Consider the following 25,830-nt stretch of genomic DNA (forward strand, 5'->3'; position numbering starts at 1 on the left):
CTGGCGTCGGTTGCCGCTGTCACGCCAAGCTGTAGCTTAGACGCGATCACCGTACACGGACGCGAGCGATGACAGCAAGAATGGAAGCGGCGGCAACCGAACTCGGCGCTCCGGCGCCGGGAGCGGCGACGGTCCATCCATGGATCTTCCTCCCGCTGATGACGCCCTTCGGGGTTTCCAACGGCTATGCGACGGTGACGCTGGCCTTTCTTCTGGGACGCGCGGGCGTCAGCACGGTCCAAGTCACGGCGATCATGGCCGTGTGGTTTTGGGTTCAAACCTGGAAGGTCGCCTGGGCCCCGCTCATCGACACGGTGGGCGACCCCCGACGCTGGTACGGACTGGGCGCGCTGCTGGTGGGCCTGTCGATCATCGCCATGAGCCTTGTCCGGCCGACGCCGGGGGCCGCCACGCTGCTGACCGGCCTCGTTGCGCTGTCCAGCGCCGCCGCGACCCTGGTGGCCATGTCGAGCGACGTCTTCCTGACCCATTTCGCGCCGCCGACCATGCGCGGCCGCGCCAGCGGCTGGGCTCAGGCGGGGAATGTCGGTGGTTCGGGCGCGGGTGGCGGACTGGCTCTCCTGCTCGTCCAGCATGCCGGGCCGCCGCCCGTCGCCGCGCTGGCGCTCGCCGCGATCTGCGCGGCCTGCGCCCTCGTCGCCTGGCGCCTGCCGGCCTTGGCTATCGCGCGCGAAGCGCTGCACTATCTGCGCCGATTGCACGCCGTTGTGGTCGATGTCTGGACCGTCGCGCGCTCCCGCACGGGCTATCTCGCCTTGGTCACCATGTTGCTGCCGATCGCGTCGGGCGCCGCGCCCTGGCCGGCCATCGCCGGCGAATGGCGTGCCGACGCCGACCTCGTCGCGCTGAGTAATGGGGTGATCGGCGGTCTTTGCGCCGCCGTGGGGTCGCTGCTCGGCGGACGTATTTGCGATCGGCTCACGCCCAAAAGCGCCTATGCGACCTTCGGACTCGCCAGCGGCGTCGTGGCCGTGGTCATGGCCTTTTCCCCGCGCACACAGACCGCTTTCCTGGTTTTTACGCTTGCCTATAGCACGATGATCGGCGCGGGTTTCGCGGCCTACTCAGCCACCGTTCTCGAGGCGATCGGGAGGCGCTCGGCGGCGACCAACTTCAACCTTATGGGGGCGATCTCGAACGTGCCAATCGCGATGATGACCACCTTCGACGGGTGGATGCATGATCGCTTCGGAACCCGCGCCATGCTGTTCGGCGAGCTTTGGGTTCAGGTCCTGGCGGTTCTGTTCATCGCGGGTCTGTCGTTCGCGACCGCCTCGCGAGCGTCGTTCAAGCGCGGTATCGACTTGGCGGACACGACGTCGCCCTAGCGCTCACCGGCGTCACGCGCACAAAAGAACGGCCGCCCTCCAGGAGAAGAAGGCGGCCGAGTCATTGGGAGGAAACGCCCGAAAGGGCTGAATTCCATATAGCTGTTTGAATTTCGCTTGACAACGTTGTCACGAAAATAATTTCGCGAAACGGTGAAATCCGAAGCTGGGTCCGGCTATTTGACCTTCTTGGCGGCCTGGACCTCGATCTCGACCAACATGCCCGGCTGGACCAGTGAGGCGACCTGGCTGGTGATGCGCGCCGGCTTGTTGGGCTGTTCGGCCGTGCCGAAGAAGGTCTTGTAGGCCTCCATCATGCCGGCGAAGTCCATCTTGCCGTCCTTGGCCGGGTCGCCGACCAGGAGGACGCGCATCATCACGACGTCGGCCATGGTCGCGCCTTGGCTCTTCAGCGTGTCCTGGATGCGGGTCAGGACGCTCATCGTCTGGGTCTTGGTGTCGCCGCCGAACATGGCCGGACCCGTCGCGTCCTTGTTGACGACCGCCGGGGTGAGGCCGCTGACATAGATGGTCTCGTAGCCGGGCGGCACGGTGACGACGCTGGCGATCGGCGACTTGGGATCGCCGCCGCGGACGATCTCCTGAGAATGGGCGGCGCCCGCGAGCGCGCAGAGGCCGACGGCGAGGGCGGCGAGGCGTTTCATGATGGTCTCCCCTTTGGAATGGATCAGTGGGCTTGCAGGCCGCGGGCCTTGGCGGCCGCGTTGGCGGCGGCGCGGGCGGCAGCGACGTCGGCGGGCTTGATGGGCGAGGCCTTGTTGCCCCAGGCCGAGCGGACATAGGTCAGGATGGCCGCCAGGTCGGGATCGGTCAGGTCATCCTTGAACGACGGCATCCCGGCGCGACCGTTCAGCACCGTCGTCATGACGATCTTGGGATCGCCCTGCACGAAGGGCGAGCCGGCCAGGGCCGGGAAGGCGCCCTTGACGCCCTTGCCGGTCGGCTGGTGACAGGCCGAGCAGTTGTCCATGAACAGCTGTTCCCCGCTGGCGGCGAAGGCCAGGGCGGGGGCGGCGATCCCGACGGCGAGGGGAAGCGCCAGGGCGGCGAGACGACGAGCGGTGATCACGTATTTCCCCCTCAGGCCTGTTGAACGCGGGCGTGGATCTTGCCGATCTGCTGCCAGGCCGACTCGATGGCGCCGGCCTGCCAGCCGCCAAGGTAGCTGAGATGTTCGCCGGCCAGATAGAGGCGCCCGTCGGGTTGGCAAAGGATCGGATAGGCGTTCTTGCGGCCGGCCTCGCTCCATTCGGCCCAACCGCCCAGATTGTACTCAGCCAGGTGCCAGCTGAACGAAAAGGCGCTTTCGAAGTTGTCGGCGTATTCGGGGAAGATCTTCTGGCCCGCCGCCACGGCGAAGGCCGCGCGGTCGGCCGGGCTCTTGGCGCTGATCTTGGCCGCCTCGCCGCCGAAGGCGTAGTAGCCCAGCAGCACGCCCTTTTGCCCTTGCCAGCCGGTGGAGGGCAGGGAGATCGAGTTGATCCCCGGCAGGTCGGTATAGATGTGGCCGCCGTAGATGTGGTGCTTCTCTTCCCAGAAGCGGGTTTTCATCTGCAGGCCGATCTTGTTGACCGGCGCGTAGGAGACCCCCTCCATCGCCGCCTTGAACGGGGCCGAGGCGTCGAGGTCGATCTGCTTGAGCACGCTGAGCGGGATGGTGCAGAGGCAGTAGTCGGCCGTGACCTCGCCGGGCTTGCCGTCGGCGCCCTTGTACGAGACCGTCACACCGGTCGGCGACTGCTTGATCTTCTCGACGACGGCGCCGTAGCGGATCATCGGTCCGACCCGCTTTTCGAAGGCCTTGGCGATCTGGTCCATGCCGCCGACGGGCTGCAGCATGGTGCGCTGCTGCTCGAAGCCGGTGACCGAGCTCAGGACCCGCCAGGCGTTGCTGTCCAGCACGTCCTTGAAGGCGAACGGCGGCAGCTCCTTGCCGGGACCAGGATCGACGCCGGCGCCAGGGCTGATCGAAAAGCCGCGACCTTCCGTGCCCTTGTAGGCCAGGTCCTTGGTCAGGCGGCCCTCGTTGACCAGGTAGGCGATGAACTTCTCGCGATCCAGGCCGGTCAGCGGGGCGTCCAGCGCGCCCTGGCTAGCGGCCTTGGCGACCAGCTCGGCAGTGTAGCCGCGGATGTCGGCGGCGATCTCGCCCTTGCGCACCGGCTTGCCGGCCAGCGGACCCGAGCCCTTCTCGAAATAGACGTAGGAGGCGTCGTTGTCGTTGACGAAGCTTTCCAGCGGTACGCCGAAAGCCTTGGTGTAGTGCAAGGTCGAGCGGTGGTGGTACGGGATCCGCCAGGGGCCGACATTGATGTAAAGGCCGTCGTCGAACTCGCAGGTCTGTTCGTGGCCGATCAGGTCGGTGTGCTTGAAGCCCTTGCGCGCGGTCTGGCAGCGGCCGCCGGCGAAGGACCGCGCCTCCAGGATCTGCACCTGATAGCCGGCCTTGCTCAGCTCGTAGGCGGCGGTCATGCCAGCCAGGCCCGCGCCCAGGATGATGACCTTGGTCCCCTTGGCTCCGCCCGTCAGCTCCGGCGGCAGTTCGGTCGCCGAGGCCATCGAATAGCCCAGGGCCTCCATGCCCGACAGCACCAGCGACATGCCGCCCACCGCGGCCAGGCTTTCGAAGAACCGGCGGCGCGTGAGCACGCCTCCCGCCACGCCGGCATCCAATCCGCTCATGATACCCCCGACCCTTGCTTGCCCGCCGGACTCGTCGTCCAGCGCGGGTCCAGCGACTTGACTCCGCGCTGGACGGTGACATCTCGAAAGTCCGCACACGGCGATGCAATCCGTTTTCGGTCGAGGTCCGGGCCGACCGGCCGGACGCCTCGCCATTGGGCGCCCGGAGCGGCCGATGTGCGATCGATGGGCGCGGGCGGGTCATCGCGCTTTGTCGGACGGAATCCCTATTTCGCGCGGGCGCGCCGCCTCGCGATGGAGTGAAATGATGTCAAATCCGCCCGCCTCGAGCCCAGCGCCGCGCCTTCGCTTGGCGCGCCCCGAGGACATGCCGACGCTATCGGCCTTGATGGGCCGCGCCATCGCCGAGCTGCTGCCGGCCTTTCTGCCGCCCGAGGGCGTGCGGGCCTCGTTCGAGGTCATGGGGCTGGACACCCAGCTGATCGCCGACGGCACCTATTTCGTCGTCGAGGCGGGCGAGGCGATCGCCGGCTGCGGCGGCTGGAGCCGGCGCGCCACGCTGTTCGGCGGCGACCATTCGGCGGGGCGCGACGCGGCTCTGCTCGATCCCAAGGTTGACGCCGCGCGGGTGCGGGCGATGTACACCCACCCCGATCACACGCGAAAGGGCGTCGGGCGGTTGATCCTCGACGCCTGCGAGGCGGCCGCGCGGGCCGAGGGCTTCACCCGCGTGGAGATGGCCGCCACGATGGGCGGCGTTCCGCTGTACCGGGCGTGCGGCTACCACGAGATCGAGCCGTTCGAGGCCGAGACCTCCACCGGCTATCGCGTGCCGCTGATCCGGATGGGCAAGGGGTTGTAGGGCCGGCGCGACCAAGCGCCCGGGCGGGAGGTCGTCAGAGCTTGACGACCTCGCCATCCTCCTTGGTGAAGCGCTCGGGCCTCCGCTCCAGAAGGTCGAGCACGACTTCAGACGGCCTACAGAGCTTCACGCCCTTTGGCGTGACGACGATGGGGCGGTTCACGAGGATCGGATGCTCGACCATGGCGTCCAGGATGCGGTCCTCGCTGACATCGTCGGCCAGAAGGCCCAGCGCTTCGGCGGGCGTTCCCTTTTCGCGCATCAGCGCGCGGAAGGTCAGGCCGGCTTCGCGCGCCAGGTCTCGCAACTGGTCGTGGGTCCAACCGGCCCGCAGATACTCGACGATCTTGGGCTCATAGCCGGCCGCCTCGATCATGGCGACGGCGTTGCGCGACGTGCCGCAGGCCGGATTGTGGAACACGGTGATTGGAAAGTCGTCGTCGCTCATGAAGTCTTTTCCGCTTTGAGCAGCCAGCCCAGAACGCTCGCCGCGAGCAGCGCGCCGATGAGCTGGGCCGCGATGAACGCCGGCGCGCTGGACGGGGCTATGCCGGCGAAGGTGTTGGAAAAGCAGCGCGCGATCGTCACCGCGGGATTGGCGAACGCGGTCGAGGCGGTGAACCAATAGGCGGCGACGATGTAGAGGCCGACGGCCTTCGCCGTAGTCTCCGGCCGGAAACGCGCCGTTCCCAGGATCGTCACGATCAGACCGAAGGTCGCGACGACCTCCGACAAGGCGAGCGCGCCGCCGGCCCTTGAGTGGGTCGAGATCTGGAGGATCGGCGCGCCGAACATGGCGTGCGCGACCCAGACGCCGACAATGGCGCCGACGATCTGGGCGACGGGATAAGCCAGGGCCAGCCGCCAGGGGATCTCGCGTCGCAGCGCCGTGATCAGGGTCACGACCGGGTTGAAGTGGGCGCCGGAGATCGGTCCGAACACTCCGATCAGCACGACCAGGGCCGCGCCGGTCGCCAGCGCGTTGGCGAGCAGGGCGATAGCGGTGTTTCCACCCGCCAGACGCTCGCCCATGATTCCAGAGCCGATCACCACGGCCAGCAAAAGGGCCGCGCCCAGGCTTTCGGCCGTCAGGCGTCGGAGGGCGTCGAAGCCTCCCATGTCAGCAGGCCGAGCCGGGCGCGCAGGCCTTCGCGCGGGCGAGGATCGCGTCCAGGGGCGTGCAAATTTCCGGCGCGCCGCCGCAGCAGTCTTCCATCAGGAAGGCCAGCAATCGGCTCATCGCGCCATAGTCCGCCGAGTAGATGATCGACCGTCCTTCTCGTCGCGAAGCGATCAAGCCGGCGTGGGACAGAATGTTGAGATTGGCCGAGAGGCTGTTTGGCGGCACGGCGAGCCCGCGCGCGATCTCGCCCGCCGCGATCCCCTGCGGGCCGGCCTTCACCAGCAGACGAAAGACCGCCAGACGGCCCTCGTGACCAAGGGCGGAGAGCATGTTGACCGCGGGCTTTGATTCCATATTTCCAATATTATGGAAATGAAGGCCCCTGGCAACGTCGTCCTCGAAGCAAAAGGGGCGGACCTCTCGGCCCGCCCCTTCGCGTTTCAGTCCGTCGCTCCGCCTCAGAAGGCGAAGGTCAGGCGCCCGTAGTAGTAGCCGCCGTTGATGCCGTAGGGCGAGAACGAGGGATACTGGGTTACGCAGCCCGAGCCGGAGGCGACGCAGGCGGCCTGGAAGGCGGCCGAGAACTTGTCCGGATACTTGTTGAACAGGTTGTTGGCCCCGATCGCGGCGGTGACGCCCATCGGGAACTTGTAGGACAGCTCGGCGTCGGTGATCGCCGTGGCGCTGGCCACGGTGTTCAGCAGCGGGCCGGTGCCGGGGTCGGACAGGGCCTCGGCCTTGCCGTAGAAGGTCTCGGTCACGGTCAGCGACACCTTGTGGAAGGTGTAGAGGCCGTTCAGCCCGACCTTGTACTTCGGCGCGGCCTTTTCCAGCAGGTCGGCGGCGTTGCCGGCGAACAGGATCTGGCCGGTCGGGAAGGCGGCGCTGGTCGTGCCCAGGGCGGTCGGCGCGGCCTTCACCTTGGTGATCTTGGTCTGGTTGTAGTTGCCGCTCAGCGTCCAGTCGATGTGACCATAGTCGCCAAGGTCCGTCGGGTACGACATCACCACGTCGATGCCGCGAGTGCGGGTGTCCAGGCCGTTGGAGAAGATGTTGATGCCGGTGCTGGTCACGGTGCTGTCCAGCACGTTGCCGTTGGCGGCGATGGCGGCGTTGACGTTCGAGTTGACGATCACGCCGTTGCGCATCCCGTAGATCGAGCTGGAGCCGAAGATCCGGTTGGACAGCTTGATCTGGTAGGCGTCGACCGTCGCCGTCAGCTTGGGCAGCGGGTGGGCCACGAAGCCAATGCTGAAGTTCTTGGACTTTTCGGGCTTGAGCTTGTCGATGCCCAAGAGGCGCGCGGCGTTGGAGTTCGGCGCCAACTGCACGAAGGCGCTGGTCGGCGAGACGTTGGTGGCCGAGTAGAACGACTCCGCCAGGGTCGGGGCGCGGAAGCCGGTCGACACCGTGCCGCGCAGGGCGAACTTGTCGCTGAAGTCATAGCGGCTGGTCAGCTTGGCGACGGTGGTGTCGCCAAAGTCGCTGAAGTGCTCGAAGCGCAGGGCCGCGTCGATCTTCCATTCGGTGATCGGATTGGCCGCGAGGTCGGTATAGGCCGCCCAGCTGGTGCGAGCGTGGCCGCCGGCGTCGGTCTTGGAGAAGCCCGGATAGGACTGCGAGCCTTCCTTGTAGGTCGAAGCGGTGTCGCCGGCGCCGATCTTGTAGGTGTCGCGACGCTGTTCGACGCCGAAGGCGACGTCCAGCGGCGCGGCCAGGCCCACGTCGAAGCCGCGCCGCAGGTCCAGGTTGTTGGTCCATTGGGTGGTCATCCACCGCCCGGCGTGGAACGACGTCGGGGTGAAGCCCTTGGTCGTCAGCGTCGAGGTGTCGGCGTAGAGGCTGGCGTTGGCCGAGTTCTCGACGCGCACCTCGATGTCGTCCTTGCCGTAGGTGGCCGAGAGGTCCGCGTCCCAGCCCGCGACCTTGCCGGACAGGCCCCAGGTCATGGCGTAGTCGTCCTCGATGATCCGCTCGCGGGGGCTGAAGCCCAGCGGGAAGGGACGGTCGGCCGCGCCCTGCTTGCCCGAGATGCGGTTGAAACGACGATAGTTTTCGTAGGCCGAGGCGTCCTTGTGGCCATAGGTGCCGAACGAATAGAGCTCGAAGTCGCCCGGTAGGTCGACGCCGCCGTTATAGGCGAAGTTGCTGAGGCGGTATTCGGCGTCGCCCGAGATCAGGTTCAGGTTCGGATAGCCCGGGATCTGGCTCTCGATGGCGTTGTTGGTCGCCGAATAGCTGGGGCTGGCGGGGTTGGAAATCCGCTGGTCCGGCAGGCCGCGGTTCGAGAAGCCGTGGTACTTGGTCTCGACCGTGAGGTTCAGGTAGCTCTTTTCGGTCGGGGCCATGCCGATATTGACCGAGGCGCCGGCCGTCTTGCCGCCGCCATCGAAATATTCGCCGCCGGTGGCCGAGATGGTCCCGCCCGAGGCGTTCTTCTTCAGGATGATGTTGACGACGCCGGCGATGGCGTCGGTGCCGTATTGGGCGGCGGCGCCGTCGGTCAGCACTTCGATCCGACCGATGCCGGCCATTGGAATGAAGCCGAGGTCGGCGGCGGCGGCGCCTTGGTAGACGCCGGACAGAACGGCGAGGTTGCCCGTGGTGTGGCGGCGCTTGCCGTTGACCAGCACCAGGGCCTGGTTGGGCGAGAGGCCGCGCAGGCGGGCCGAAAGGGTCAGGTTGGCGGTGTCGCCGCCGAAGGCCTGGGCGTTGAAGGACGGCACCAGATTGGCGAGGCCCAGGCGCAGGTCCACCTGGCCGGTGCGTTCAAGCGTGCTGGTGTCGACCACCTGAACGGGGGCCGGGCTGTCGACGACGCGCAAGCCCGTCTGGCGCGTGCCGGTGACAATGACGGTGTCGACTTCGGTCCCCGGTGTCGGGGCCGCGGCTGGCGCGGCGGCGGCCAGAGCGCTCGCCGAGTATCCGAGAGTAATGGATAGAACGGAAATACCCGCCAACAGCGCGGGTTTAAAGCCTTGAGTCATTAATAGCCCCCTCATTGTGTTTATTGGCGCATGCCGGATTCCTTCTCCATGACGTTTTTCTCCCCGAGTTTATCGTTTTTAACGCGGGCACTAAAAATACATCGGGTACTGTCCGATCTATTCATGGGATCAGAGTTTCGGCGTTCGGCAATGGCGGGCTGTCAGAAAAGCGCCACAGCCGCGCGAGCGCCCAATGGGCGCCCCTTTGCGCGGCGATCGGTCTCGGATTTTAGGCAGAAGCGTGGCCTTGGCCGCGCGCTGAGGTGGCGAAGGCGGAGGCCGCGACGTCCGCGTCAGGCGACCAGGCGCATCGGTTCGGCCGCTTCGTCGGTCTCTTCGGTCTCGAACAGGTCGAAAGCCTCTTCCCAGGCCGTCAGGCGCGACTCGCGCAGTTCGGCGTCGTCGATGACGCGGACGATCTGATCCTCGCGGTCGTTCCAGACGAGACCGATATCGGTGACCCGTTCCACGTCGCGACCCAGCAGCAGGAACATGTCGGCCTTGGCGGCCCGCTCGTGGCTGATCCGGCGAAGGGTGCGGCCGCCACCGAGTTCGCGATGGATGTCGGCGAAGTCCATCACGGCCGAGATCAAGGCCTGGCTGACCGGCGCGACCGCCCAGGCGGGGCAGGCCCAAGAGGGGCTGGCGAAAGAGGAGCGGGCCAAAGCGGAGCGGATTTCGCGGGACATCGGGTTCTCCAGTGTCGATGCCTGAAGAATGTGCGGGTCTTGCGACAGAAACGGTCGTATAGAGTGCCGCTCATGAGACACGAGAAAGCAACCCGCCTGCTGGACCTGGCCCGTATGCTGGCTGGCTCGGCCGAGGGCATGACCCTGGACGAGATGGCGCGCGCCCTGGACGTCGGCCGCCGCACCGCCGAGCGGATGCGCGACGCGGTCTGGGCGGCCTTCCCGCAGATGGAGGCGATCGACGACCCGCCGACCAAGCGTTTCCGCATTCCCTCGGGTCTGGACGGCGTGTTCCAGACCCCGACCGCCGAGGAGCTGGCCGCCCTGCGCACCGCCGCCGACGGCTACAAGGCCTCCGGCGCCGAGGCCCGCGCCGCCTCGCTGTACGCCCTGGAGGGCAAGCTGTTGTCGGCCTTGCGCGGCGCGGCGCGTCGGCGCGTCGCCCCCGATGTCGAGGCCCTGGTCCAGGCCGAGACCATCGCCGTCCACGCGGGTCCGCGTCCGTTCGAGGACCAGCAAGTGCTCAGCGCCATTCGCGCGGCGATCAAGGGCCTCTCGGGGCTGTCTTTCCGCTACGAGGGCGGCAGCACGCCGGGACGCCGGCGCGAGGTTACGCCGCTGGGCGTCTTGTTCGGGCGCAGCAACTATCTGGTCGCGCTGGAGGGCGCGGGCGGCAAGCCGCGCTCTTGGCGCCTGGACCGGATGAGCGACTTGAAGGTGCTGGACACCCCCGCGCCGCCGCCCGAGGACTTCTCGCTGCAGGCCTTCGCCGACGAGAGCTTCGGCATCTATCACGACGAGATCCAGGACGTGGTCCTGCGCATCAAGCCCAGCCGGGCCGAGGACGCGCTGCGCTGGCGCTTCCACGCGACCCAGAAGGTGACCCAGGATCCGGACGGCTCGGTCACGGTGACCTTTCGGGCCGGCGGGATGCGGGAGCTGGCCTGGCATCTCTTCACCTGGGGCGGCGACATCGAGATCGTGGCGCCCCAGACCCTGAAGGACACGATGATCGCCGAACTGCGCGAGGCTGGCCGCGCGCACGGGGCGTGGTAGGGAGCGGGCCATGAACTACCGCCACGCCTTCCACGCCGGCAATTTCGCGGACCTGCACAAGCACGCGATCCTTCTGGCCCTGCTGTCGGCGCTGCAGGCCGAGAGCGAGGCGCTGGCGGTGATCGACACTCACGCCGGCGCGGGCGCCTACGACCTGGCCGGCGAGATGGCGCGGCGATCGGGCGAGGCGCAAGCGGGGATCTCGCGCCTGCGGCGGGCGACCGACGCGCCGGCGGTGTTCGCGCCGCTCCTGGCGGCGGTCGCGACGATCAGCCGATCGGACGCCGACCTCTATCCCGGCTCGCCGTTACTGCTCGGGGGGCATCTACGCAAGAGCGATCGCTACACCGGCTGCGAGCTGCGTGCGGACGACGTCGCGCTGCTGCGGCGGACCTTGGCGACCCTGCCGACCTGCGCGGTCGCGCAAGCTGATGGCTTCGAGACCGCCGCGCGCCAAGCGGGCAAGGGCGGCCGCGCCTTCGTGGTCATCGACCCGCCGTTCGAGCGGCCAGACGACTATGACCGCATCGTCGCCACGACCCGCGAGGTTCTGAGGCGCGCCCCGGACGCGGCCCTGGCCATCTGGCTGCCGATCAAGGATCTGGAGACGTTCGACGCCTTCCTGCGAGACATGGAGACCGTCACCGGAGACCTGCTCGTCGCGGAACTGCGCCTTCGGCCCCTGATCGATCCCATGAAGATGAACGGCTGCGCGATGGTGATGATCGGCGCGCCGGCCGCCGTCGACCTAGCGGCGGGCGAGGCGGGAGACTGGATCGCCGCGCGCCTGGGCGAGCCCGGCGGCCGATCGTGCGTCTGGCGGACGTAGGGCCGTGCGCGAGCGTTCGCCGCCCGCCTTCGGTGAAGCCCTGCGGGTCTGGCTGAAGATCGGCCTGCTCGGCTTTGGCGGGCCGGCGGGCCAGATCGCCCTGCTGCATCGCGAGACCGTCGAGACCCGCGCCTGGATCGACGAGGACGCCTTCGCCCGCGCCTTGAGCTTCTGCATGTTGCTGCCGGGTCCGGAGGCTCAGCAACTGGCCACGTGGATCGGCTGGCGGCTGCACGGGATCCGGGGCGGCGTCGCGGCGGGCCTGCTATTCGTGCTGCCGGGCCTTGGGGTGATGCTGGGCCTCTCGGCGCTGTACGTCGTTCACGGCCGGTCGAGCTGGGTCGGGCCGGTGCTGCTGGGCCTGAAGGCGGCGGTGGTCGCCCTGGTGCTCCAGGCGCTGCTGCGCATGGGCAAGCGCGCGTTGAAGGACCGGATGGCCGTCCTCGTCTGCGCCGCCGCCTTCGTGTTGCTGGCCTTCAGCGGCGTTCCGTTTCCGCTGGTGGTGCTCGGCGCGGGCCTGCTGGGCTGGCTGACCGCGCGAGGCGGCGAGGGCGAGGCGCCCGCGTCCGATGGCGCGCCGGTCGCCGGACGTCGCCGCACGGCGCTGGTCTGCCTGGCGTTGTGGCTGGCGCCGATCGCCTTGGCCTGGGTCCTGGCGCCGGGCTCGCCGCTGGCCTGGATGGGCCTGACCTTCGGCGGACTGGCGGCGGTCAGCTTCGGCGGCGCCTATGCGGCGCTGGCCTATCTGGGGCAGGCGGCTTCGGTGTTCGGCTGGCTTACGGCGAGCCAGATGCTGGATGGCCTGGGCCTGGCCGAGACGACGCCGGGACCGCTGATCCTGGTCTTCGTCTTCGTCGGCTTCGTCGGCGCGTATCAGACCGCCGCGCCCGAATGGGCGTGGACGCTGGGATTGCTGGGTGGGCTGATGGCGGCCTGGACGACCTTCGCGCCATCGTTTCTGTGGATCTTCGGCGGCGGGCCGCTGTTCGAGCGCTGGGGCCGCCGGCCGCGACCGGCCCGGGCCTTGGCCCTGATCTCCGCCGCGTCCGTGGGAGTGATCGGCCAGCTGGCCTTCTGGTTCGCCGTCCACCTGTTGTTCCGCAGCGGTCGGACGGTGACGCTGGGACCGCTGCGCGCGCTGGCGCCGGACTTCTCCAGTCTGGACCCCGCGGCGGCGGGTCTGACGATCCTGGCCCTGATGCTGACCTTCGCCACGCGGCTGCCGATGCTGGGTCTCGTCGCCGCGCTGGTGGCGGCGGGCGTCGCCCTGAAGGCCGTCGGACTGGCTTGAGGTCGCGAGTTGCCCTTACGGCAATATTTTTGCACTCGCGAACGTATTTTCCGTGTTATGCTGCACCGCAATAGATCGGGGTTTCACCTATCGCCTGCGGAGCGCGCCATGGTTTCGATCTTCAGCTTTCTTCCTGAGTATTCCAGCGACAAGGTCCAGCCCGAGACCGCGCCGCGCGTGGCGGTCGGGGCGATCTCGCCCCTGTGGGCGATGTTCGGCGGCGCGGCGGCGGCCGGCGCGGCCTATTGGTGGTGGGCGTCCCGCTGGCGCGAGGCGGTGAACCTCGAGGCGCTGATGGCCGTGGCCCCCGAACCCGTGGCGCCGCCGGTCGAGGCTATGCCGCTCGCCGAGCCCGAGCCGGTGATCGAGGCGGCCGCCGCGATCCCCGAAGCGGTTCACGAGACTGTCGAGCCGGTCGCGGAGCAGGCCGTGGAAGCCATCGCCGCCGCCAATGAAGATGTCGCCGAGGCGGTGGTCGAAGCCGCCGAGACGGTGGAAACGGTCGCGGTCGAGCCGGTCGAACCGGCCGTGGAAGCCGCCGCCGAAGCGGTTCAGGCCGCCGTGACCCAGGTCGGCGACGACCTTACGCGCCTGGTCGGCGTCGGCCCCAAGCTGGCCGCTTCGCTGGGCGAGCTTGGCGTGACGACCTTCAGCCAGATCGCCGCCTGGACTCCCGACGAGTTGGCCTCGTTCGACCAGTTGCTGAACCTCAAGGGCCGCGCCGAGCGCGACGCCTGGATCGCCCAGGCTAAGCGCTTCGTCGAGGGCGTTGAAGCCTAGCCGTTAAAGGCCGGCCGGAACGCCGTTGCTGACCGGCGGCGGCTTGCAGCGGCCGGCGCGGGCCTCGACCACATAGAGCAGGGCGCGGCCCTGGGCGAAGGCGTTGTGCTCGGCCAGCGGGTTGGTCGGCTGGCCGGTGGTCAGGCTGAGAGCCTGCTCGGCCCCCGGCGCGGTCTGGCCCAGCGAGGCCTGGTTCCATTTGCCGAGCGCCGGCGCGCACGCGGCGACCACGGCGTCGGCCACCACCTCGGCGCTGTCCTTCGAGCCGGCCAGGCTATAGGCCCAGCGGCGCGCGCATTCCTCGACCGGGGTCGAGGGATCGGCCGCCGCCGACGCGCCGGGATTGGTCTTGAAGTCGGCGCAGATCTTGGGATTGGCCATGGCTTCGTGGCGGTCCTCGCAGGCGGCGAGTCCTAGGGCGGCGATAGCCAGGGCGGCCATCACGGGCTTGCGGATCATCTGGGTTTTCCGTGGCGGTTGAAGGTCAGCGGGGGCAGATCTGGACGTCGCGATGGTCCAGGCGACCACGATCGTCGTAATAGGAGATCGTCGCGTTGCGGCAGGCGCCGCCCGGCGGGCTGGTCGAGACCGTCTGATAGGTCCCGCCGTCGGCGGCGACCGGATTACCCCGGGCGTCATAGTAGACTTGGCGCACGGGCCGAGGCTCGACGGACCTCGCGGCCGGGCGCGGCGCGGGCGCGTAGTAAGCCGTGCGAGTACGGCAGCCGCTCTTGCCGATCTCGCGACCGACCAGCGCGCCGCCGACGCCGCCGATGATCAGGCCGCCGCCGCCCTTGGAGACGGCGTTTCCGAGCAGAGCGCCGCCCAGGCCGCCCAGCACCGTGCCGGTGGCCTTGCGTTCTCGGCACGAGGCGGCGTCGGCCGCGGTGGGCGCCATGACGGCGGGCAAGGCCATGGCCGCGACGGTCAGGCCGACGATGATGAGACGGGGCATGTTGTCCTCACCGGTTAAGGTCCCTCGAGCGACACAACGCCGTTGTGTCGGGAAGGATGCTTAAGCGGCCACGGATGTGATCTGGAGCAAGCCGCGGGGGCTTGCTCCAGACTTTTGTTTTCGCATCGCTTTGGCTGAAAGCCGGCGGCCGCGCGTTTCCGCGCGTTGTTTCAGCCGCCCCGCTTCAGGCTTTCTTGCACCAGGGCGTGGATGTCGATGCCAAAGATCGTCAGGCCCTCGATATTGGCGTTGTCGATGGTCACGCCCGAGAGGTTGACGTTCTCCAGTCGCGCGCCGGCCAGGTTGACGTCGGAAAAGCGCGCGCCGCCAAGATTGACGTCCTCAAACACGGTGTCCGCCAGTCCGACATTGCGGAAGGTCGAGCCCGGCGCCCGGCGGCGCTCGACATGGAGGGCGGCCTCGGCGACCGGAGCCATGGGCTGGCCGACGTCGATACGGTTGCCGTCGGGATCGGCGAAGACGAAGGCGCGCAGGCCGTAGTCCTTGTCGGCCAGAGACTTGATGATCCTCACGCCGGCGGCGACCAGCACATCGTGCAGGGCGTCGACGTCGTCGACGATCAGATGGGCGATGTTGGCGGTCGAGGGCTTGTGGTCCCTGAGCAGGCTGAGATGCAGCTCGGCCTGGTCCTTCACCAGGATCATGAAGCCGACGGGGTCGCCGTTCTGGAACACTGTCTGGAAGCCCAGCACGTCGCGATAGAAGGCGAAGGACGCCTGGATGTCGCGCGTGAAGGCGGACGCGGCCAGACGGCCGAACCGAATGGTCGAGGTCGATGAGGTCATCGCTCTGTCTCTCTAACGGGATGGGGCGGGAGCGGCGGTGCGCGCGCCCTGTGCGGAGCGGTGTCCGCCGTCACCGTGCCATGGCGGCGCTCGCGTTCCAAGACCGCGATGCGGCGCGAACAGCCGTCATTCACAATTAACGCGGATTCACCAAGCCTGGGGACATCGCCTTAACCAAGCGGCCCCATCCTGTGTGTCGAAACGGGATTTGCCCAGAAGCGGCATTTGGAGGGGGGCCATGGCCCAGCACGTTGAAACCCTGGTGATCGGCGCCGGTCCGGCCGGCCTGACCACCGCCTACACCCTGGCCAAGGCCGGGCGCGGCGTGACCGTGCTGGAAATGGACCCGGTCTATGTGGGCGGCATCAGCCGCACCGTGGACTACAAGGGCTTCAAGTTCGACATCGGCGGCCACCGCTTCTTCTCGAAGAGCAAGGAGATCGTCGACCTGTGGAACGAGATCCTGCCCGACGACTTCATCGACCGGCCGCGCCTGTCGCGCATCTATTATCGCGAGAAGTTCTACGCCTATCCGCTGAAGGCCTTCGAGGCCCTGGCCAATCTGGGCGTCTGGACGGCGACCAAGTGCATGGCCTCGTTCGGCTGGGCCAAGCTGAACCCGATCGAGAACCCGACCACCTTCCACCAGTGGGTCCGCAATCAGTTCGGCGAGAAGCTGTTCTCGATCTTCTTCAAGACCTACACCGAGAAGGTGTGGGGCATGAGCTGCGACGAGATCTCGGCCGACTGGGCCAGCCAGCGCATCAAGGGCCTGGACCTGGGCGCGGCGATCATCGACGGTCTGAAGCGCTCGCTGGGCGTCAAGGCCAAGGCGACCGGGGAGGGCTCGCCCAAGACCCTGATCGAGAGCTTCCGCTACCCCCGCAAGGGCCCCGGCATGATGTGGGAGGCCTGCGCCGAGAAGATCACCGCCCTGGGCGGCGAGGTCCGCATGGGGCGCAAGGTCGACGGCCTGCATTATGACAAGCTGGCCGGGATCTGGACGGTCTCTGTCACCAGCCACGACGGCAAGACGGAAATCTACACCGCCGACGACGTCGTCTCCTCGGCTCCGATCCGCGAGCTGATGAGCGCCATCAGCCCGACCCCGATCAGCCTGTTCCACGCCGGTGAGCTGATGTACCGCGACTTCCTGACGGTCGTGCTGATCGGCAAGCCGCAGAAGGAACTGCCGGACAACTGGATCTATATCCACGATCCGTCGGTGAAGGTCGGCCGGGTGCAGAACTTCCGTTCGTGGTCGCCGGAAATGATCCCGGACGGCGTCTCGACCTGCCTGGGCCTCGAATATTTCTGCTTCGAGGGCGACGGGCTGTGGACCGCTTCGGACGAGGAACTGGTCGCTCAGGCCAAGCGCGAGATCGGCAAGATCGGCCTGATGGACCCGGCCGACGTCTACGACGCCTGCGTGGTGCGTCAGCACAAGGCCTATCCGGTCTATGACGACGCCTATGCCGAGCACATCAAGATGATCCGCCTGGATCTGAAGATGCACTTCCCGGGCTTGCACCTGGTCGGCCGCAACGGGATGCACAAGTACAACAATCAGGACCACGCCATGATGACCGGCGTCCTGACCGCCGAGAACATCATCGCCGGCGAGCTGATCCACGACGTCTGGGAGGTCAACGAGGACGCCGAGTACGGCGAAGCCGGCGTCTCGGGCGCGCGCGAGGCCCTGCGCAGCGAACGCGCGGTCCCCAAGAAGGTCGCCGCCTGATCATGGACGAGCTGACGCGGCTCTGGAGGCGTCTGCCCGAAGGGCTGCGCGAGCTCGTTCTCTACGGCTTCGCCAGCGCCCTGGCGCTGGGGCTGGACTGGGGCCTGCTGTTGCTGCTGACACGCCTCGGCGTGAACTACCTGGTCGCGTCGGCGACGGGCTTCCTGAGCGGGATGGCCGTCACCTACGTCCTGTCGGTCTCCGTGGTCTTCCGTCATCGCGCGGTCGCCGACCGCCGGAGCGAGTTCGCCGGCTTTCTGGCCGTGGGCTTGGCCGGTCTGGTCCTGACCCAGGGGCTGATGGCGCTGTGGGTCGGGGGACTGCATATGGGGCCGGGGCTGGCCAAGATCCCGACGGCCGGGATCGTCTTCGTCTTCAATTTCGTCGTCCGCAAGGCGCTGCTGTTCCGCGCCGAGCGCTCGCCCGCCATCCAGCCGTGATCGCGTCGCGCCAACGTCTCCAGGGTCTGATCAAGGGGCCGTGGCTTGGGATTCTGGCCGCGTTCGGCCTCTTCCTGCTCAGCCGGCCCTATCAGGGCGTGCGCCATGACGCGCGGCTGTACGTCGCCGACGCCATGGCCAAGGCGGGCTGGGGCGACATCGGCAAGGACCTGATGTTCGTCAACGACGGCCAGTTCGGGTTCAGCCTCTACACGCCGATGCTGTCCAAGCTGATCCAGGGCCTGGGCTTGCAGGCCGGGACCCTCGCCATCGTCGTCGTCACCCTGCTGCTGTGGTTCGCGGCCGCGACCTTCCTGGTCCGGCGACTGCTGGCCGATCGTCCGCCAGCCGTGCGCTGGGCCGCCCTGGTCTTCCTGGTCGCGCTGCCGCCGCTGTACGGCCCGATGGACGTGATCAGCTTCGGCGAGCCGCTGGCGACGCCGCGCGGCCTGGCCGAAGCTGCGGGCCTGGCGGGCATGGGCGTCTATCTCTCCGGCCGGCGGTTCTTGGCCCTGGCGGTCTGCGGCCTTGGCATGGTGTTCCATCCGATCATGGGGCTGTGCTCGGCCGCCGCCATCGCCATGGCCATGTCTGTCGAGGACCGCCGCTGGCTTTGGGCCGGTCTGGCCGGCCTGGCGCTGCTGACCGTCGCGGGCCTGCTGCATCTGCCGGTCGCCGAGCGGATCGTCACCGTCATGGATCCGGACTGGCGCGCGGTGGTCGAGGCGCGCAGCCCCGTCCTCTTCCCGACGTTCTGGAAGCCCGAGGCCTGGAGCCGCATGGCCGCTCAGGCCTGCACGGTCGGGGCGGGCGCCCTGCTGCTGAGCGGCGCGCCGCGTCGCCTGGCGCTGGGCGCGCTGATCGCCGGCCTCGTGGGCGTCGCCGCCGTGGAGATCCTGGCTGATCGCCTCTCGCTGCTGCTGTTTCTGCAAGTCCAGACCTGGCGGATGCTACAGCCGATGGCGGTGCTTTCGACGATCTGCCTGGCGCTGCTGGCGATCGAGCTGCCCCGGCGCGGTCCCGCCGGCTGGCTGAGCCTGTCCTTCCTCGTCGCGGCCTGGCTGTTCCGGGACATGGGGGACCTGGGTCTGATCTTCGCGCCGGTCGGACTTCTGTTGGCGCTGCTGGGCGACAGGCTGGTGTTCAGCCGGCCCAAGCTGTTCACCGGCATCGCGATCGGGTTTCTGGCCTTGTCGATCGCGTTCTATGGCGCCGTGCGCGGCCTTGGGCTGCTTCACGCCCTCTCGAACATGCCGGCCGCCTGGCCCTTCAGCCAGGGGCTCGTCTGGAACAGCGTCGCGCCCGGTCTCGTCGTCGCCACGGTCATCGCCTTATGGATCGGTCGCGGTTGGCGCGCGCCTTCGCCGGGGCTGGCCATCCTCGCGGTCGTCGCGATCGGCGGGCTCGCGGCCCTGACTTGGGACGACCGCTCGGACTATGTCCGCCATCGCGACGAGGGCCTTGATCCCGCGCTGGCGGCCATGACCGCCGGGAAGCCAGGCGAGGTTCTCTGGCTGGTCGGGGACATGGAGCCTTGGGAGTTGATCGGACGCCCCAGCTGGGCCAGCAAGGTGCAGAGCGCCGGGGTGGTGTTCTCCCGGCCGCTGGCGATGGGTTTGCGCGACCGCGTGGGCCGGCTGCGCGCCGCCGGCTTCGTGGGCGAGGACTGGATGCGGCCGCTCAGCGTGGATCCGACGAGGCCGCCCGCGCCCAGGCTGGATCAGGTGCGGGCCTTCTGCGCGGCGAAGGACGCGCCGGCCTGGATCGTCTGGCCACGCTGGACGCCGGCGGCGCTGGACCAAGGTCTTCAGGCTCGGGACTGGACGCCCAAGGCGCCCTACGCCTTGGAACTGGTCGGCAATATCGGGGGCAATAGCTGGCTGATCGCTCCGCGCTACGCGGTGATCCCCTGCGCGGGGGGCTGAACCGGCCGCTCGGATTTCGGCGTCCTCAGTCGGCCGATGATCCACAGGATCAGATGCAGGAAAGCGTCCGCCAGGCCGACCATCGCCGCGAGCACGAAAAATCCCGAAATCATGAGGATCGCCAGTACCGACATGCGGATCTCCTGTTCGCTGGAACAAGCGGACGGAAGAACGATCGGTTCCTCCAGCGGCGTTTCCGGGGCGGCTCCCAAGCAAGATTTTGTTGACAACGTTGTCACGCATCCGGTGAATGGCCGCGTCCGCGCTAAGACGGACTCGGTAACGATGCACTAGGGAGACGTCGGGCGATGGCGGGCATGGGCGGCGCGGTCGCGCCTTCGGGCGAGACAGGTCAAAATGGCGCGGGCAAGTCAGGCGGCGTGCTGCTGCCGTTTGTCATCCTTCTGTTCTTCGCCTGGGGCTTTTCGACCTGTCTGGTCGATCTGGTGGCCCCGGCGCTGAAGTCGCTGTTCAAGCTGAACAACTTCCAGACCGCCCTGACCCAGACCTGCTTCTTCGGCGCCTATTTCCTGATGTCGCTGCCGTCGAGCTGGGTGCTCAGCCGCCTGGGCTATCTGCGCGCCGTCGTCGTCGGGCTGGTCGTGATGATGGTCGGCTGCCTGCTGTTCGCGCCAGCCGCCAATACCGGCGTGTACTACGGCTTCCTCGGGGCGCTGTTCATCCTGGCCTCCGGTATCACCCTGCTGCAAGTCGCGGCCAATCCCCTGGTGGCCCTGCTGGGCAAGAGCGAGACGGCCTCCAGCCGCCTGACGTTCGCTCAGTTCCTCAACTCGTTCGGCACCTATCTGGCGCCGTTCGTCGGCTCGGCCCTGATCCTCAAGCACATCGAGAAGGCGCCGGACGCGGCCGTGCTGTCGCCGGCCCAGCTGGAAGCGCTGCGCCACACCCAGGCCCACGCCGTCCAGACGCCTTACATGATCATCGCCTCGGGACTGCTGGTCCTGGCACTGCTGTTCTGGGTCCTGCGCAAGAACGACAAGGCCCCGCAGGCCGAGGCCGCCGCCGGCCTGGGCGAGATGCTGGCCCTTCTGAAGTACAAGCGCCTGGCCTTCGCGGTGCTGTGCATCTTCGTCTATGTGGGCGCCGAGGTGTCGATCGGCACTTTCATGACCAGCTATCTGGCGCAGCCCAGCACGCTGGGCCTGTCGCTGTCGGCCGCCGGCAAGATGCTGTCCTGGTACTGGGGCGGGGCCATGGTCGGCCGTCTGCTGGGCTCCGTGGTGCTGGCCCGCGTCTCGCCCGGCAAGGTGCTGACCTGCTGCGCCCTCGTCGCCGTGGCCCTGATCACCACCTCGGCCCTGACCTCGGGCGTGACGGCCGGCTACGCCCTGCTGGCGGTGGGCCTGTTCAACTCGATCATGTTCCCGACCATCTTCACCCTGGGCATCGACGGCATGGGCAAGAAGACCCCGGCCGCCTCGGGCCTGCTTTGCATGGCCATCGTCGGCGGAGCGGTGATCCCGCCGGTGACCGGCTTCACCGCCGACCACATCGGCAGCCTGGGCCTGGCGATGTTCGTTCCGGCCGTCTGCTATCTGGTCATCGCCGCCTTCGGCTGGTCGGCGCGCGAGCCGGCCAAGGCCATCGACGGTCTCGACGCCGCGCAGACCGTGCATTGAGTCTCTAGAGCACCGCGCGCCGGCTTTCCGCCAAGGCCGTGCGAAAACAAGAACCTGGCGCAAGAAGCGCGTTTCCTATTCGCGCTTCTTGCCCCTAGCTTGCGCCTAGAGCCTTCTCCGCTCGAATGGAATCATTCGAGCGGAGAAATAAGGCCCTAAATCAAATATTTAGAGCGTGATAACCGCCGAAACCGCTTACACTTTCGGCTATCACGCTCTAGGAAGCCTTTCGGGCGCGAGGGCTGGTGCCCGTCCAGCGCCGGAACGCCCGGGAAAAGGCGCTGGCCTCGGAGAAGCCGACCAGATAGGCGGTCTCGTTGACCGACAGCTGTTCCAGGTAATCGAGCGCCATCCGGTGGCGGAGAGCGTCCAGCACCTGGTCGAAGCTGACGCCTTCGCGCTTGAGATGGCGATAGAGGGTCTGACGCGACAGGCCCATTCTCGCGGCGATATCGGCCATGGCCAACTCGCCCGTGTGGAGCAGGGGGATCAGCAGGGCCTCGACCTGGCCTCGGCTGGTCTTGGACGCGATCAAGCTCTTCAGCAGCTGGTCGGCGCGGCTGTTGAACAGGCCGAAGGCGTAGGGATTGGGCCGGTGGATCCGCAGGCTCAGCCAGGTCGGTTCGATCCGCAAGGCGTTCCAGGCCGCGCCGAACGTGACCGGCGCGCGCAGGATCCGTTCGTACTCGGCCGCGTGGGCGGGCCGTTCACGAGTCAGGCACACCGCGCGGACGAACGCGAAATCGGGATAGTGGCGGGCCATCTCGCAGACAAAGCGACCAAGCGCCGCCTCGACCAACTGGGGAAAGTCGTCGGCGTTGGCGCAACGATCCTCGAGCCAGAGTTCGCCGTCCTTTGAAATCAGTTGGAAGCGCGGACCGTCCGAAACCCCATCGACCTCGACCACCAGCCGCGAGAAGCGGTTTAGCTGCTTCAACGCCCCGCCCATGGTGTCGGCCGACTGACAGATCAGGCCAACAATCGAGATGTGCTCGAAGCGCGTGGCCTCTGGAAATTTCAGAGCGAGGGCCGGCTCCCCGGTCAGCGCTTCGCCGGCGCGATAGAGCGCCTTGTAGGCGGACAACGGGATACGGGCGTCCGGATCCGCCAGATCGTCGGATGTCACCTGGGCGCGCGCCAAGAGCGTCTCGCGGTCGGCGCCCAGCGAGACGGCGAATTCCAGCAGGGCCCCGAAGAACCCGCCTGAAACCGTCGCCTGAATCTCCGCGCTGACCATGGTCGAGCGGTATCAGGGTGATCGCGGAGGTCAAGTTCGTGTCGCCAGGCGTCATGGCTCGCTTCCTGCTCGATCTCTAAAGCGAGAGGGGAGAACGACGGGAATGAGCGAGAATGAGCATGGAGAAGATCGCCGCCAAGGCGCTGAGAACCACGACCGTGGCCTGGTTCGTCGCTCTGATGGCCGGGCTTTGGGCGTTCGGAATGTATATCGTCGGCCTCTACGGCGTGGGCGCGGTCACGGGGCGTTGGGACCGCTGGAACGTGATGCTTCCCAAGGGGCACGGCTACACGCCTGGCGACGTCTCGGGAAACCTAGCGCTGGGCGTCCATCTGCTGATGGCGACGTTCGTGACCTTCATGGCCGCCCTGCAGTTGATCCCCGATATCCGGACGCGAGCGCCCGGCTTCCACCGATGGAACGGCCGGGTGTTCGTCGCGGTGGCCTATGCGATCGCGGGATCGGGGGTGTTCATCGCCTTCACGCGCGGGGCGGTGGCCGGCGTCTACATGGCGATCGGCAATACGCTGAACGCGGTGCTGCTGACGGCCTGCGCGACCCAGGCCCTGCGTCTGGCGATGGCGCGGCGGTTCGAAGCTCACCGACGCTGGGCGTTGCGAACCTTCGTGCTGATGCTGGGCGTGTTCTTCTATCGGTTGGGCATGATGCTGTGGTTCACCGCTCATGGCGGGCCGGTCGGCCACACCAAGGCGTTCGATGGGCCCTTCGATATCTTCCTGGCCTTCGCGCACGTGCTGCTGCCGCTGGCGGTGCTGGAGCTCTACCTGCTGGCGCGCGAGCGAGGCGGGCCCTGGGCCGCGCTGGCGATGGCGGGGGTGATGGCGGTGGCGGCCCTGGCCACGGCGGCGGGAGGGGTGCTGGCCGTGGTCGGTCTCTGGCTGCCCAGTCTTTGAGCCGAACCTGGCGCCGCCGCCGAATGGGCGAGCGCGGTTGCTTCCGGGCGCTTTAGCGGCGAGTTTGCCGGCCTCGTAAGCGTCCGGGGGATTCTCGATGGCTTTGAACACGACCAACGGCGGCCCGGTCGGGCCGAGCCGGCGCGGCTTCCTGTCGGGCGCCGCAGCGGTCGCGGGCCTCGCCGTCACCGGTCCGGCCTGGGCGCGCGAGCCCGCCGGCCGCGCCTCCGGTCGCGTCGAGGCCCTGTTGGCCCAGATGACCATCGAGGAGAAGGCCGGCCAGCTGTCGTGCTTCGCCGACATGATCCGGCCGCCGATCGGCGACATGAACCCGCTGGTCAATATCCGCAACGCCCAGACCCTGACCGCCGAGATCAAGGCCGGGCGGATCGGCGTGCTGATGAACGGCGTCGGGGCCCAGGCGGCGCTGGACACTCAGAAGGCCGCGGTCGAGGGCTCGCGCCTGAAGATCCCGCTGCTGTTCGCCGCCGACGTGATCCACGGCTTCCGCACGGTCTACCCGATCCCGCTGGCCGAGGCGGCCAGCTTCGATCCGCATCTGGCCGAGCGCACCGCGCGCGCCGCCGCTTTAGAGGCGTCGGCTTCGGGCCTGCACTGGACCTTCGCACCGATGGTCGACGTCGCGCGCGACGAACGCTGGGGCAGGGTGGCCGAGGGCTCCGGCGAGGACGTGTTCCTGGGCGAGATCCTGGCCGCCGCCCGGGTGCGCGGCTTCCAGGGCAAGGACCTCAAGGCCGATGACAGCATGTTGGCCACGCCCAAGCACTTCGCGGCCTATGGCGCTGTGACGGCGGGTCTGGAGTACAATTCGGTCGAACTGTCCGAGGCCACGCTGCGGGAGGTGCACCTGCCGCCGTTCCAGGCCGCGTTCGCCGCCGGCGCCCAGACGGTGATGACCGCCTTCAACGACATCAATGGCGTGCCCTCGACCGCCAACAAGCGCCTGATCACCGACATGCTGCGCGGGGAGTGGGGCTTCAAGGGCGTGGTGATTTCCGACTATACGGCCGACCAGGAACTGGTCGCCCACGGAGTCGCCGCCGACGATCGCGACGCCGCGCGCCTGGCGATCCTGGCCGGCGTCGACATCAGCATGCAGAGCGGGCTCTATATCCGCTACCTGCCCGAGCTGGTCGCGTCGGGCGCCGTGCCGATCGAGATCGTCGACGCGGCGGTGCGCCGCGTGCTGTCGCTGAAGGAAGCGATCGGCCTGTTCGACAATCCGTACCGCTCGCTGGATCCCAACGCCGAGCGCACCCATACCGCCACGCCGGCCCTGCGCGCGTTGAGCCGAGAGGCCGGCGCGAGATCGATCGTGCTGCTGAAGAACGACCAGAATCTGCTGCCCTTGCCCAAGGCCGGCAAGCGGCTGGCGCTGATCGGTCCATTCGCCGACGACCGCGACAACGTGCTGGGAGCCTGGGGAGGGTTCTTCGCCGACCGCCGCCTGAACGTCGACCTGGCCAGCGGCCTACGCGCCCAGATGGCCGATCCGAACGGTCTGGTCGTCGAGCGCGGCTGCGAGGTCGAGACCACGATCGCCGGCGGCTTCGAGCGCGCGGTGGCCGCGGCCCAGAGCGCGGACATCGTGCTCCTGGCCATCGGCGAGAGCCAGGACATGACGGGAGAGGCCAAGTCCCGCACCGATATCCGCATTCCGCCGGTCCAGATGCGTCTGGCCGAGGCGGTCGCCGCCACGGGCAAGCCGCTGGTGATCCTGCTGCGCCATGGCCGCGCCATCCAGCTCGAAGGTGTCGTCCGCGACGCGCCGGCCATTCTGGCGACGTGGTTCCTGGGCAGCGAGATGGGCAACGCCGTGGCCGACGTCGTCTTCGGCGCGGTGAATCCCTCGGGCCGACTGCCGGTCAGCTTTCCGCTCGACAGCGGCCAGGAGCCGTTCTTCTACAATGGCCGCACCACCGGGAGACCGGCGCCCGCCGATCCCAACGCCCAGGAGTACAAGTCGCGCTGGCGCTCGATCCGCAACGAGGCGCTCTATCCGTTCGGCTTCGGCCTCGGTTATGCGAGCTTCGCGCTCAGCGACGCCAAGCTCTCCACGCAAAGCCTGGGCTGGAACGACACGCTGCGCGTCACGGTCAAGGTCAAGAACACCGGCCAGGTCCACGGCGACCACGTCGTACAGCTTTATATTCGCGACCGCGTGGCCAGCCGCACGCGGCCGGTGCGCGAGCTTAAGGGCTTCCAGCGCGTATCGCTGGCGCCGGGCGCCGAGCGGGAAGTGCGGTTCGATCTGGCGCGACAAAACCTGATGTTTGTCGGCGATAACAATTACTGGATCGCCGAGCCTGGGATGTTTGAGGTCTATGTCGCCAACTCATCCGTGGACGGTCTTCCGCTGAGCTTCGAACTACTGGCGCCGCCGACCTGAGATCCGAATCAGGGTGCGGCTATAAACCCGCCAAAGTGGCGCGCCGCGACGTTTCGTCTCGGGTTGTTAATGGCTCGATAAGACGAGCAGAGGCGAAGCGGCGTCAAGGCAGGGCGTGGTCTTCGCTCGACT

Annotated in this window: 25 protein-coding genes; 12 read left to right on the forward strand and 13 right to left on the reverse strand. The window is 67.9% G+C overall.

The window, feature by feature from the left end; all coding sequences use genetic code 11:
• Positions 1 to 158: 158 nt before the first annotated feature.
• Entirely contained in the window at positions 159 to 1,349 is a 1,191-nt protein-coding gene (locus OR37_RS10720; RefSeq protein WP_165570597.1) for an MFS transporter, read from the forward strand.
• A 176-nt stretch (positions 1,350 to 1,525) separates the two neighbouring features.
• Here OR37_RS10720 and OR37_RS10725 read toward each other — a convergent pair whose 3' ends face one another.
• Genes OR37_RS10725 through OR37_RS10735 form a run of 3 tightly spaced genes read right to left on the reverse strand, consistent with a single transcriptional unit; the run spans position 1,526 to position 4,052 of the window.
• Positions 1,526 to 2,014, reverse strand: a complete 489-nt coding sequence (locus tag OR37_RS10725) for a RidA family protein (RefSeq protein WP_004619495.1) — start codon at positions 2,012 to 2,014, stop codon at positions 1,526 to 1,528.
• Positions 2,015 to 2,037: 23 nt separating this feature from the next.
• Positions 2,038 to 2,439: a c-type cytochrome gene (locus OR37_RS10730; protein ID WP_004619496.1), complete on the reverse strand. Its 402-nt coding sequence runs from the start codon at positions 2,437 to 2,439 to the stop codon at positions 2,038 to 2,040.
• Positions 2,440 to 2,450: 11 nt separating this feature from the next.
• Positions 2,451 to 4,052 (reverse strand): flavin monoamine oxidase family protein, encoded by a 1,602-nt coding sequence (locus OR37_RS10735; protein WP_004619499.1) that lies wholly within the window; start codon positions 4,050 to 4,052, stop codon positions 2,451 to 2,453.
• A gap of 268 nt (positions 4,053 to 4,320) precedes the next feature.
• Between OR37_RS10735 and OR37_RS10740 the strand changes: the two genes are divergently transcribed.
• Positions 4,321 to 4,875, forward strand: a complete 555-nt coding sequence (locus OR37_RS10740) for a GNAT family N-acetyltransferase (protein ID WP_004619500.1) — start codon at positions 4,321 to 4,323, stop codon at positions 4,873 to 4,875.
• A gap of 34 nt (positions 4,876 to 4,909) precedes the next feature.
• Here the strand turns inward: OR37_RS10740 and arsC are convergent, their stop codons facing one another.
• The 5 genes from arsC to OR37_RS21040 form a co-directional block, all read right to left on the reverse strand.
• The gene (gene arsC / locus OR37_RS10745; RefSeq protein WP_004619502.1) at positions 4,910 to 5,323 is read right to left on the reverse strand and encodes an arsenate reductase (glutaredoxin); all 414 of its coding nucleotides are present in this window, start codon (positions 5,321 to 5,323) and stop codon (positions 4,910 to 4,912) included.
• Positions 5,320 to 5,994 (reverse strand): aquaporin, encoded by a 675-nt coding sequence (locus OR37_RS10750; RefSeq protein WP_004619504.1) that lies wholly within the window; start codon positions 5,992 to 5,994, stop codon positions 5,320 to 5,322. Before OR37_RS10750 ends, arsC begins: the two co-directional genes overlap by 4 nt.
• Before the next feature lies 1 nt (position 5,995).
• On the reverse strand, positions 5,996 to 6,352 hold the full coding sequence (locus OR37_RS10755) for an ArsR/SmtB family transcription factor (RefSeq protein ID WP_004619506.1): 357 nt from the start codon (positions 6,350 to 6,352) through the stop codon (positions 5,996 to 5,998).
• A gap of 104 nt (positions 6,353 to 6,456) precedes the next feature.
• Positions 6,457 to 8,985 carry a TonB-dependent receptor plug domain-containing protein gene (locus OR37_RS10760; protein WP_004619508.1) on the reverse strand — a complete coding sequence of 843 codons (2,529 nt, stop codon included), beginning with the start codon at positions 8,983 to 8,985 and terminating at the stop codon, positions 6,457 to 6,459.
• Positions 8,986 to 9,278: 293 nt separating this feature from the next.
• A complete protein-coding gene (locus tag OR37_RS21040) occupies positions 9,279 to 9,674 on the reverse strand; it encodes a hypothetical protein (protein WP_004619510.1) in 396 nt (131 codons plus the stop codon).
• A 72-nt stretch (positions 9,675 to 9,746) separates the two neighbouring features.
• Here OR37_RS21040 and OR37_RS10770 point away from each other — a divergent pair, with 72 nt between their 5' ends.
• The 4 genes from OR37_RS10770 to phaH all read left to right on the forward strand — a co-directional run bounded on the left by OR37_RS10770 (position 9,747) and on the right by phaH (position 13,630).
• Positions 9,747 to 10,730: a helix-turn-helix transcriptional regulator gene (locus tag OR37_RS10770; RefSeq protein ID WP_004619511.1), complete on the forward strand. Its 984-nt coding sequence runs from the start codon at positions 9,747 to 9,749 to the stop codon at positions 10,728 to 10,730.
• A gap of 10 nt (positions 10,731 to 10,740) precedes the next feature.
• Complete coding sequence (gene rlmJ, locus OR37_RS10775; protein WP_004619514.1) at positions 10,741 to 11,559, forward strand: 23S rRNA (adenine(2030)-N(6))-methyltransferase RlmJ; 819 nt, start codon at positions 10,741 to 10,743, stop codon at positions 11,557 to 11,559.
• Positions 11,560 to 11,563: 4 nt separating this feature from the next.
• Positions 11,564 to 12,850 (forward strand): chromate efflux transporter, encoded by a 1,287-nt coding sequence (gene chrA, locus OR37_RS10780; RefSeq protein ID WP_004619515.1) that lies wholly within the window; start codon positions 11,564 to 11,566, stop codon positions 12,848 to 12,850.
• Positions 12,851 to 12,958: 108 nt separating this feature from the next.
• The gene (gene phaH / locus OR37_RS10785) at positions 12,959 to 13,630 is read left to right on the forward strand and encodes a phasin PhaH (protein WP_004619517.1); all 672 of its coding nucleotides are present in this window, start codon (positions 12,959 to 12,961) and stop codon (positions 13,628 to 13,630) included.
• Between the two features lie 3 nt (positions 13,631 to 13,633).
• Here phaH and OR37_RS10790 read toward each other — a convergent pair whose 3' ends face one another.
• The 3 genes from OR37_RS10790 to OR37_RS10800 form a co-directional block, all read right to left on the reverse strand.
• Entirely contained in the window at positions 13,634 to 14,089 is a 456-nt protein-coding gene (locus OR37_RS10790; protein WP_004619519.1) for a hypothetical protein, read from the reverse strand.
• A 25-nt stretch (positions 14,090 to 14,114) separates the two neighbouring features.
• Positions 14,115 to 14,585: a hypothetical protein gene (locus OR37_RS10795; protein WP_004619521.1), complete on the reverse strand. Its 471-nt coding sequence runs from the start codon at positions 14,583 to 14,585 to the stop codon at positions 14,115 to 14,117.
• A gap of 170 nt (positions 14,586 to 14,755) precedes the next feature.
• Positions 14,756 to 15,391, reverse strand: coding sequence for a bleomycin resistance protein (locus OR37_RS10800; RefSeq protein ID WP_004619523.1), 636 nt, complete (start codon positions 15,389 to 15,391; stop codon positions 14,756 to 14,758).
• Between the two features lie 238 nt (positions 15,392 to 15,629).
• On the opposite strand from OR37_RS10800, the gene OR37_RS10805 reads away from it, so the two are divergent.
• Genes OR37_RS10805 through OR37_RS10810 form a run of 3 tightly spaced genes read left to right on the forward strand, consistent with a single transcriptional unit; the run spans position 15,630 to position 19,497 of the window.
• Positions 15,630 to 17,132, forward strand: coding sequence for an NAD(P)/FAD-dependent oxidoreductase (locus OR37_RS10805; protein ID WP_004619526.1), 1,503 nt, complete (start codon positions 15,630 to 15,632; stop codon positions 17,130 to 17,132).
• Between the two features lie 2 nt (positions 17,133 to 17,134).
• Entirely contained in the window at positions 17,135 to 17,572 is a 438-nt protein-coding gene (locus OR37_RS20750; RefSeq protein ID WP_004619527.1) for a GtrA family protein, read from the forward strand.
• Positions 17,569 to 19,497: a hypothetical protein gene (locus OR37_RS10810; RefSeq protein WP_004619530.1), complete on the forward strand. Its 1,929-nt coding sequence runs from the start codon at positions 17,569 to 17,571 to the stop codon at positions 19,495 to 19,497. The genes OR37_RS20750 and OR37_RS10810 overlap by 4 nt, the downstream gene beginning before the upstream one ends.
• On the opposite strand, the gene OR37_RS21810 is transcribed toward OR37_RS10810, so the two are convergent.
• Positions 19,467 to 19,631, reverse strand: coding sequence for a hypothetical protein (locus OR37_RS21810; protein WP_004619533.1), 165 nt, complete (start codon positions 19,629 to 19,631; stop codon positions 19,467 to 19,469). The two genes, OR37_RS10810 and OR37_RS21810, sit on opposite strands and share 31 nt — an antisense overlap.
• Before the next feature lie 174 nt (positions 19,632 to 19,805).
• On the opposite strand from OR37_RS21810, the gene OR37_RS10815 reads away from it, so the two are divergent.
• Positions 19,806 to 21,137: a sugar MFS transporter gene (locus tag OR37_RS10815; RefSeq protein WP_004619534.1), complete on the forward strand. Its 1,332-nt coding sequence runs from the start codon at positions 19,806 to 19,808 to the stop codon at positions 21,135 to 21,137.
• Positions 21,138 to 21,354: 217 nt separating this feature from the next.
• Here the strand turns inward: OR37_RS10815 and OR37_RS10820 are convergent, their stop codons facing one another.
• Positions 21,355 to 22,374, reverse strand: coding sequence for an AraC family transcriptional regulator (locus OR37_RS10820; RefSeq protein ID WP_004619536.1), 1,020 nt, complete (start codon positions 22,372 to 22,374; stop codon positions 21,355 to 21,357).
• A 113-nt stretch (positions 22,375 to 22,487) separates the two neighbouring features.
• On the opposite strand from OR37_RS10820, the gene OR37_RS10825 reads away from it, so the two are divergent.
• Together OR37_RS10825 and OR37_RS10830 are read left to right on the forward strand one after the other, a co-directional pair.
• Positions 22,488 to 23,288 carry a DUF2306 domain-containing protein gene (locus OR37_RS10825; RefSeq protein ID WP_004619538.1) on the forward strand — a complete coding sequence of 267 codons (801 nt, stop codon included), beginning with the start codon at positions 22,488 to 22,490 and terminating at the stop codon, positions 23,286 to 23,288.
• Between the two features lie 97 nt (positions 23,289 to 23,385).
• A complete protein-coding gene (locus OR37_RS10830) occupies positions 23,386 to 25,698 on the forward strand; it encodes a glycoside hydrolase family 3 N-terminal domain-containing protein (RefSeq protein ID WP_004619539.1) in 2,313 nt (770 codons plus the stop codon).
• Positions 25,699 to 25,830 lie beyond the last annotated feature (132 nt).

The sequence above is a fragment of the Caulobacter vibrioides OR37 genome (genome assembly GCF_000372645.1).
GTDB lineage: Bacteria > Pseudomonadota > Alphaproteobacteria > Caulobacterales > Caulobacteraceae > Caulobacter > Caulobacter vibrioides_E.

What these genes read in the sequence shown, in the direction of transcription:
- OR37_RS10790 (WP_004619519.1), bottom strand. Translation starts at nt 14,089, where the DNA reads ATGATCCGCAAGCCCGTGATGGCCGCCCTGGCTATCGCCGCCCTAGGA.
- OR37_RS10725 (WP_004619495.1), bottom strand. Translation starts at nt 2,014, where the DNA reads ATGAAACGCCTCGCCGCCCTCGCCGTCGGCCTCTGCGCGCTCGCGGGC.
- OR37_RS10770 (WP_004619511.1), top strand. Translation starts at nt 9,747, where the DNA reads ATGAGACACGAGAAAGCAACCCGCCTGCTGGACCTGGCCCGTATGCTG.
- OR37_RS10830 (WP_004619539.1), top strand. Translation starts at nt 23,386, where the DNA reads ATGGCTTTGAACACGACCAACGGCGGCCCGGTCGGGCCGAGCCGGCGC.
- OR37_RS20750 (WP_004619527.1), top strand. Translation starts at nt 17,135, where the DNA reads ATGGACGAGCTGACGCGGCTCTGGAGGCGTCTGCCCGAAGGGCTGCGC.
- OR37_RS10820 (WP_004619536.1), bottom strand. Translation starts at nt 22,374, where the DNA reads ATGGTCAGCGCGGAGATTCAGGCGACGGTTTCAGGCGGGTTCTTCGGG.
- OR37_RS10815 (WP_004619534.1), top strand. Translation starts at nt 19,806, where the DNA reads ATGGCGGGCATGGGCGGCGCGGTCGCGCCTTCGGGCGAGACAGGTCAA.
- OR37_RS21810 (WP_004619533.1), bottom strand. Translation starts at nt 19,631, where the DNA reads ATGTCGGTACTGGCGATCCTCATGATTTCGGGATTTTTCGTGCTCGCG.
- rlmJ (WP_004619514.1), top strand. Translation starts at nt 10,741, where the DNA reads ATGAACTACCGCCACGCCTTCCACGCCGGCAATTTCGCGGACCTGCAC.
- OR37_RS10760 (WP_004619508.1), bottom strand. Translation starts at nt 8,985, where the DNA reads ATGACTCAAGGCTTTAAACCCGCGCTGTTGGCGGGTATTTCCGTTCTA.
- OR37_RS21040 (WP_004619510.1), bottom strand. Translation starts at nt 9,674, where the DNA reads ATGTCCCGCGAAATCCGCTCCGCTTTGGCCCGCTCCTCTTTCGCCAGC.
- OR37_RS10740 (WP_004619500.1), top strand. Translation starts at nt 4,321, where the DNA reads ATGTCAAATCCGCCCGCCTCGAGCCCAGCGCCGCGCCTTCGCTTGGCG.
- OR37_RS10735 (WP_004619499.1), bottom strand. Translation starts at nt 4,052, where the DNA reads ATGAGCGGATTGGATGCCGGCGTGGCGGGAGGCGTGCTCACGCGCCGC.
- phaH (WP_004619517.1), top strand. Translation starts at nt 12,959, where the DNA reads ATGGTTTCGATCTTCAGCTTTCTTCCTGAGTATTCCAGCGACAAGGTC.
- OR37_RS10805 (WP_004619526.1), top strand. Translation starts at nt 15,630, where the DNA reads ATGGCCCAGCACGTTGAAACCCTGGTGATCGGCGCCGGTCCGGCCGGC.
- OR37_RS10825 (WP_004619538.1), top strand. Translation starts at nt 22,488, where the DNA reads ATGAGCATGGAGAAGATCGCCGCCAAGGCGCTGAGAACCACGACCGTG.
- arsC (WP_004619502.1), bottom strand. Translation starts at nt 5,323, where the DNA reads ATGAGCGACGACGACTTTCCAATCACCGTGTTCCACAATCCGGCCTGC.
- OR37_RS10800 (WP_004619523.1), bottom strand. Translation starts at nt 15,391, where the DNA reads ATGACCTCATCGACCTCGACCATTCGGTTCGGCCGTCTGGCCGCGTCC.
- OR37_RS10795 (WP_004619521.1), bottom strand. Translation starts at nt 14,585, where the DNA reads ATGCCCCGTCTCATCATCGTCGGCCTGACCGTCGCGGCCATGGCCTTG.
- OR37_RS10755 (WP_004619506.1), bottom strand. Translation starts at nt 6,352, where the DNA reads ATGGAATCAAAGCCCGCGGTCAACATGCTCTCCGCCCTTGGTCACGAG.
- OR37_RS10750 (WP_004619504.1), bottom strand. Translation starts at nt 5,994, where the DNA reads ATGGGAGGCTTCGACGCCCTCCGACGCCTGACGGCCGAAAGCCTGGGC.
- OR37_RS10720 (WP_165570597.1), top strand. Translation starts at nt 159, where the DNA reads ATGACGCCCTTCGGGGTTTCCAACGGCTATGCGACGGTGACGCTGGCC.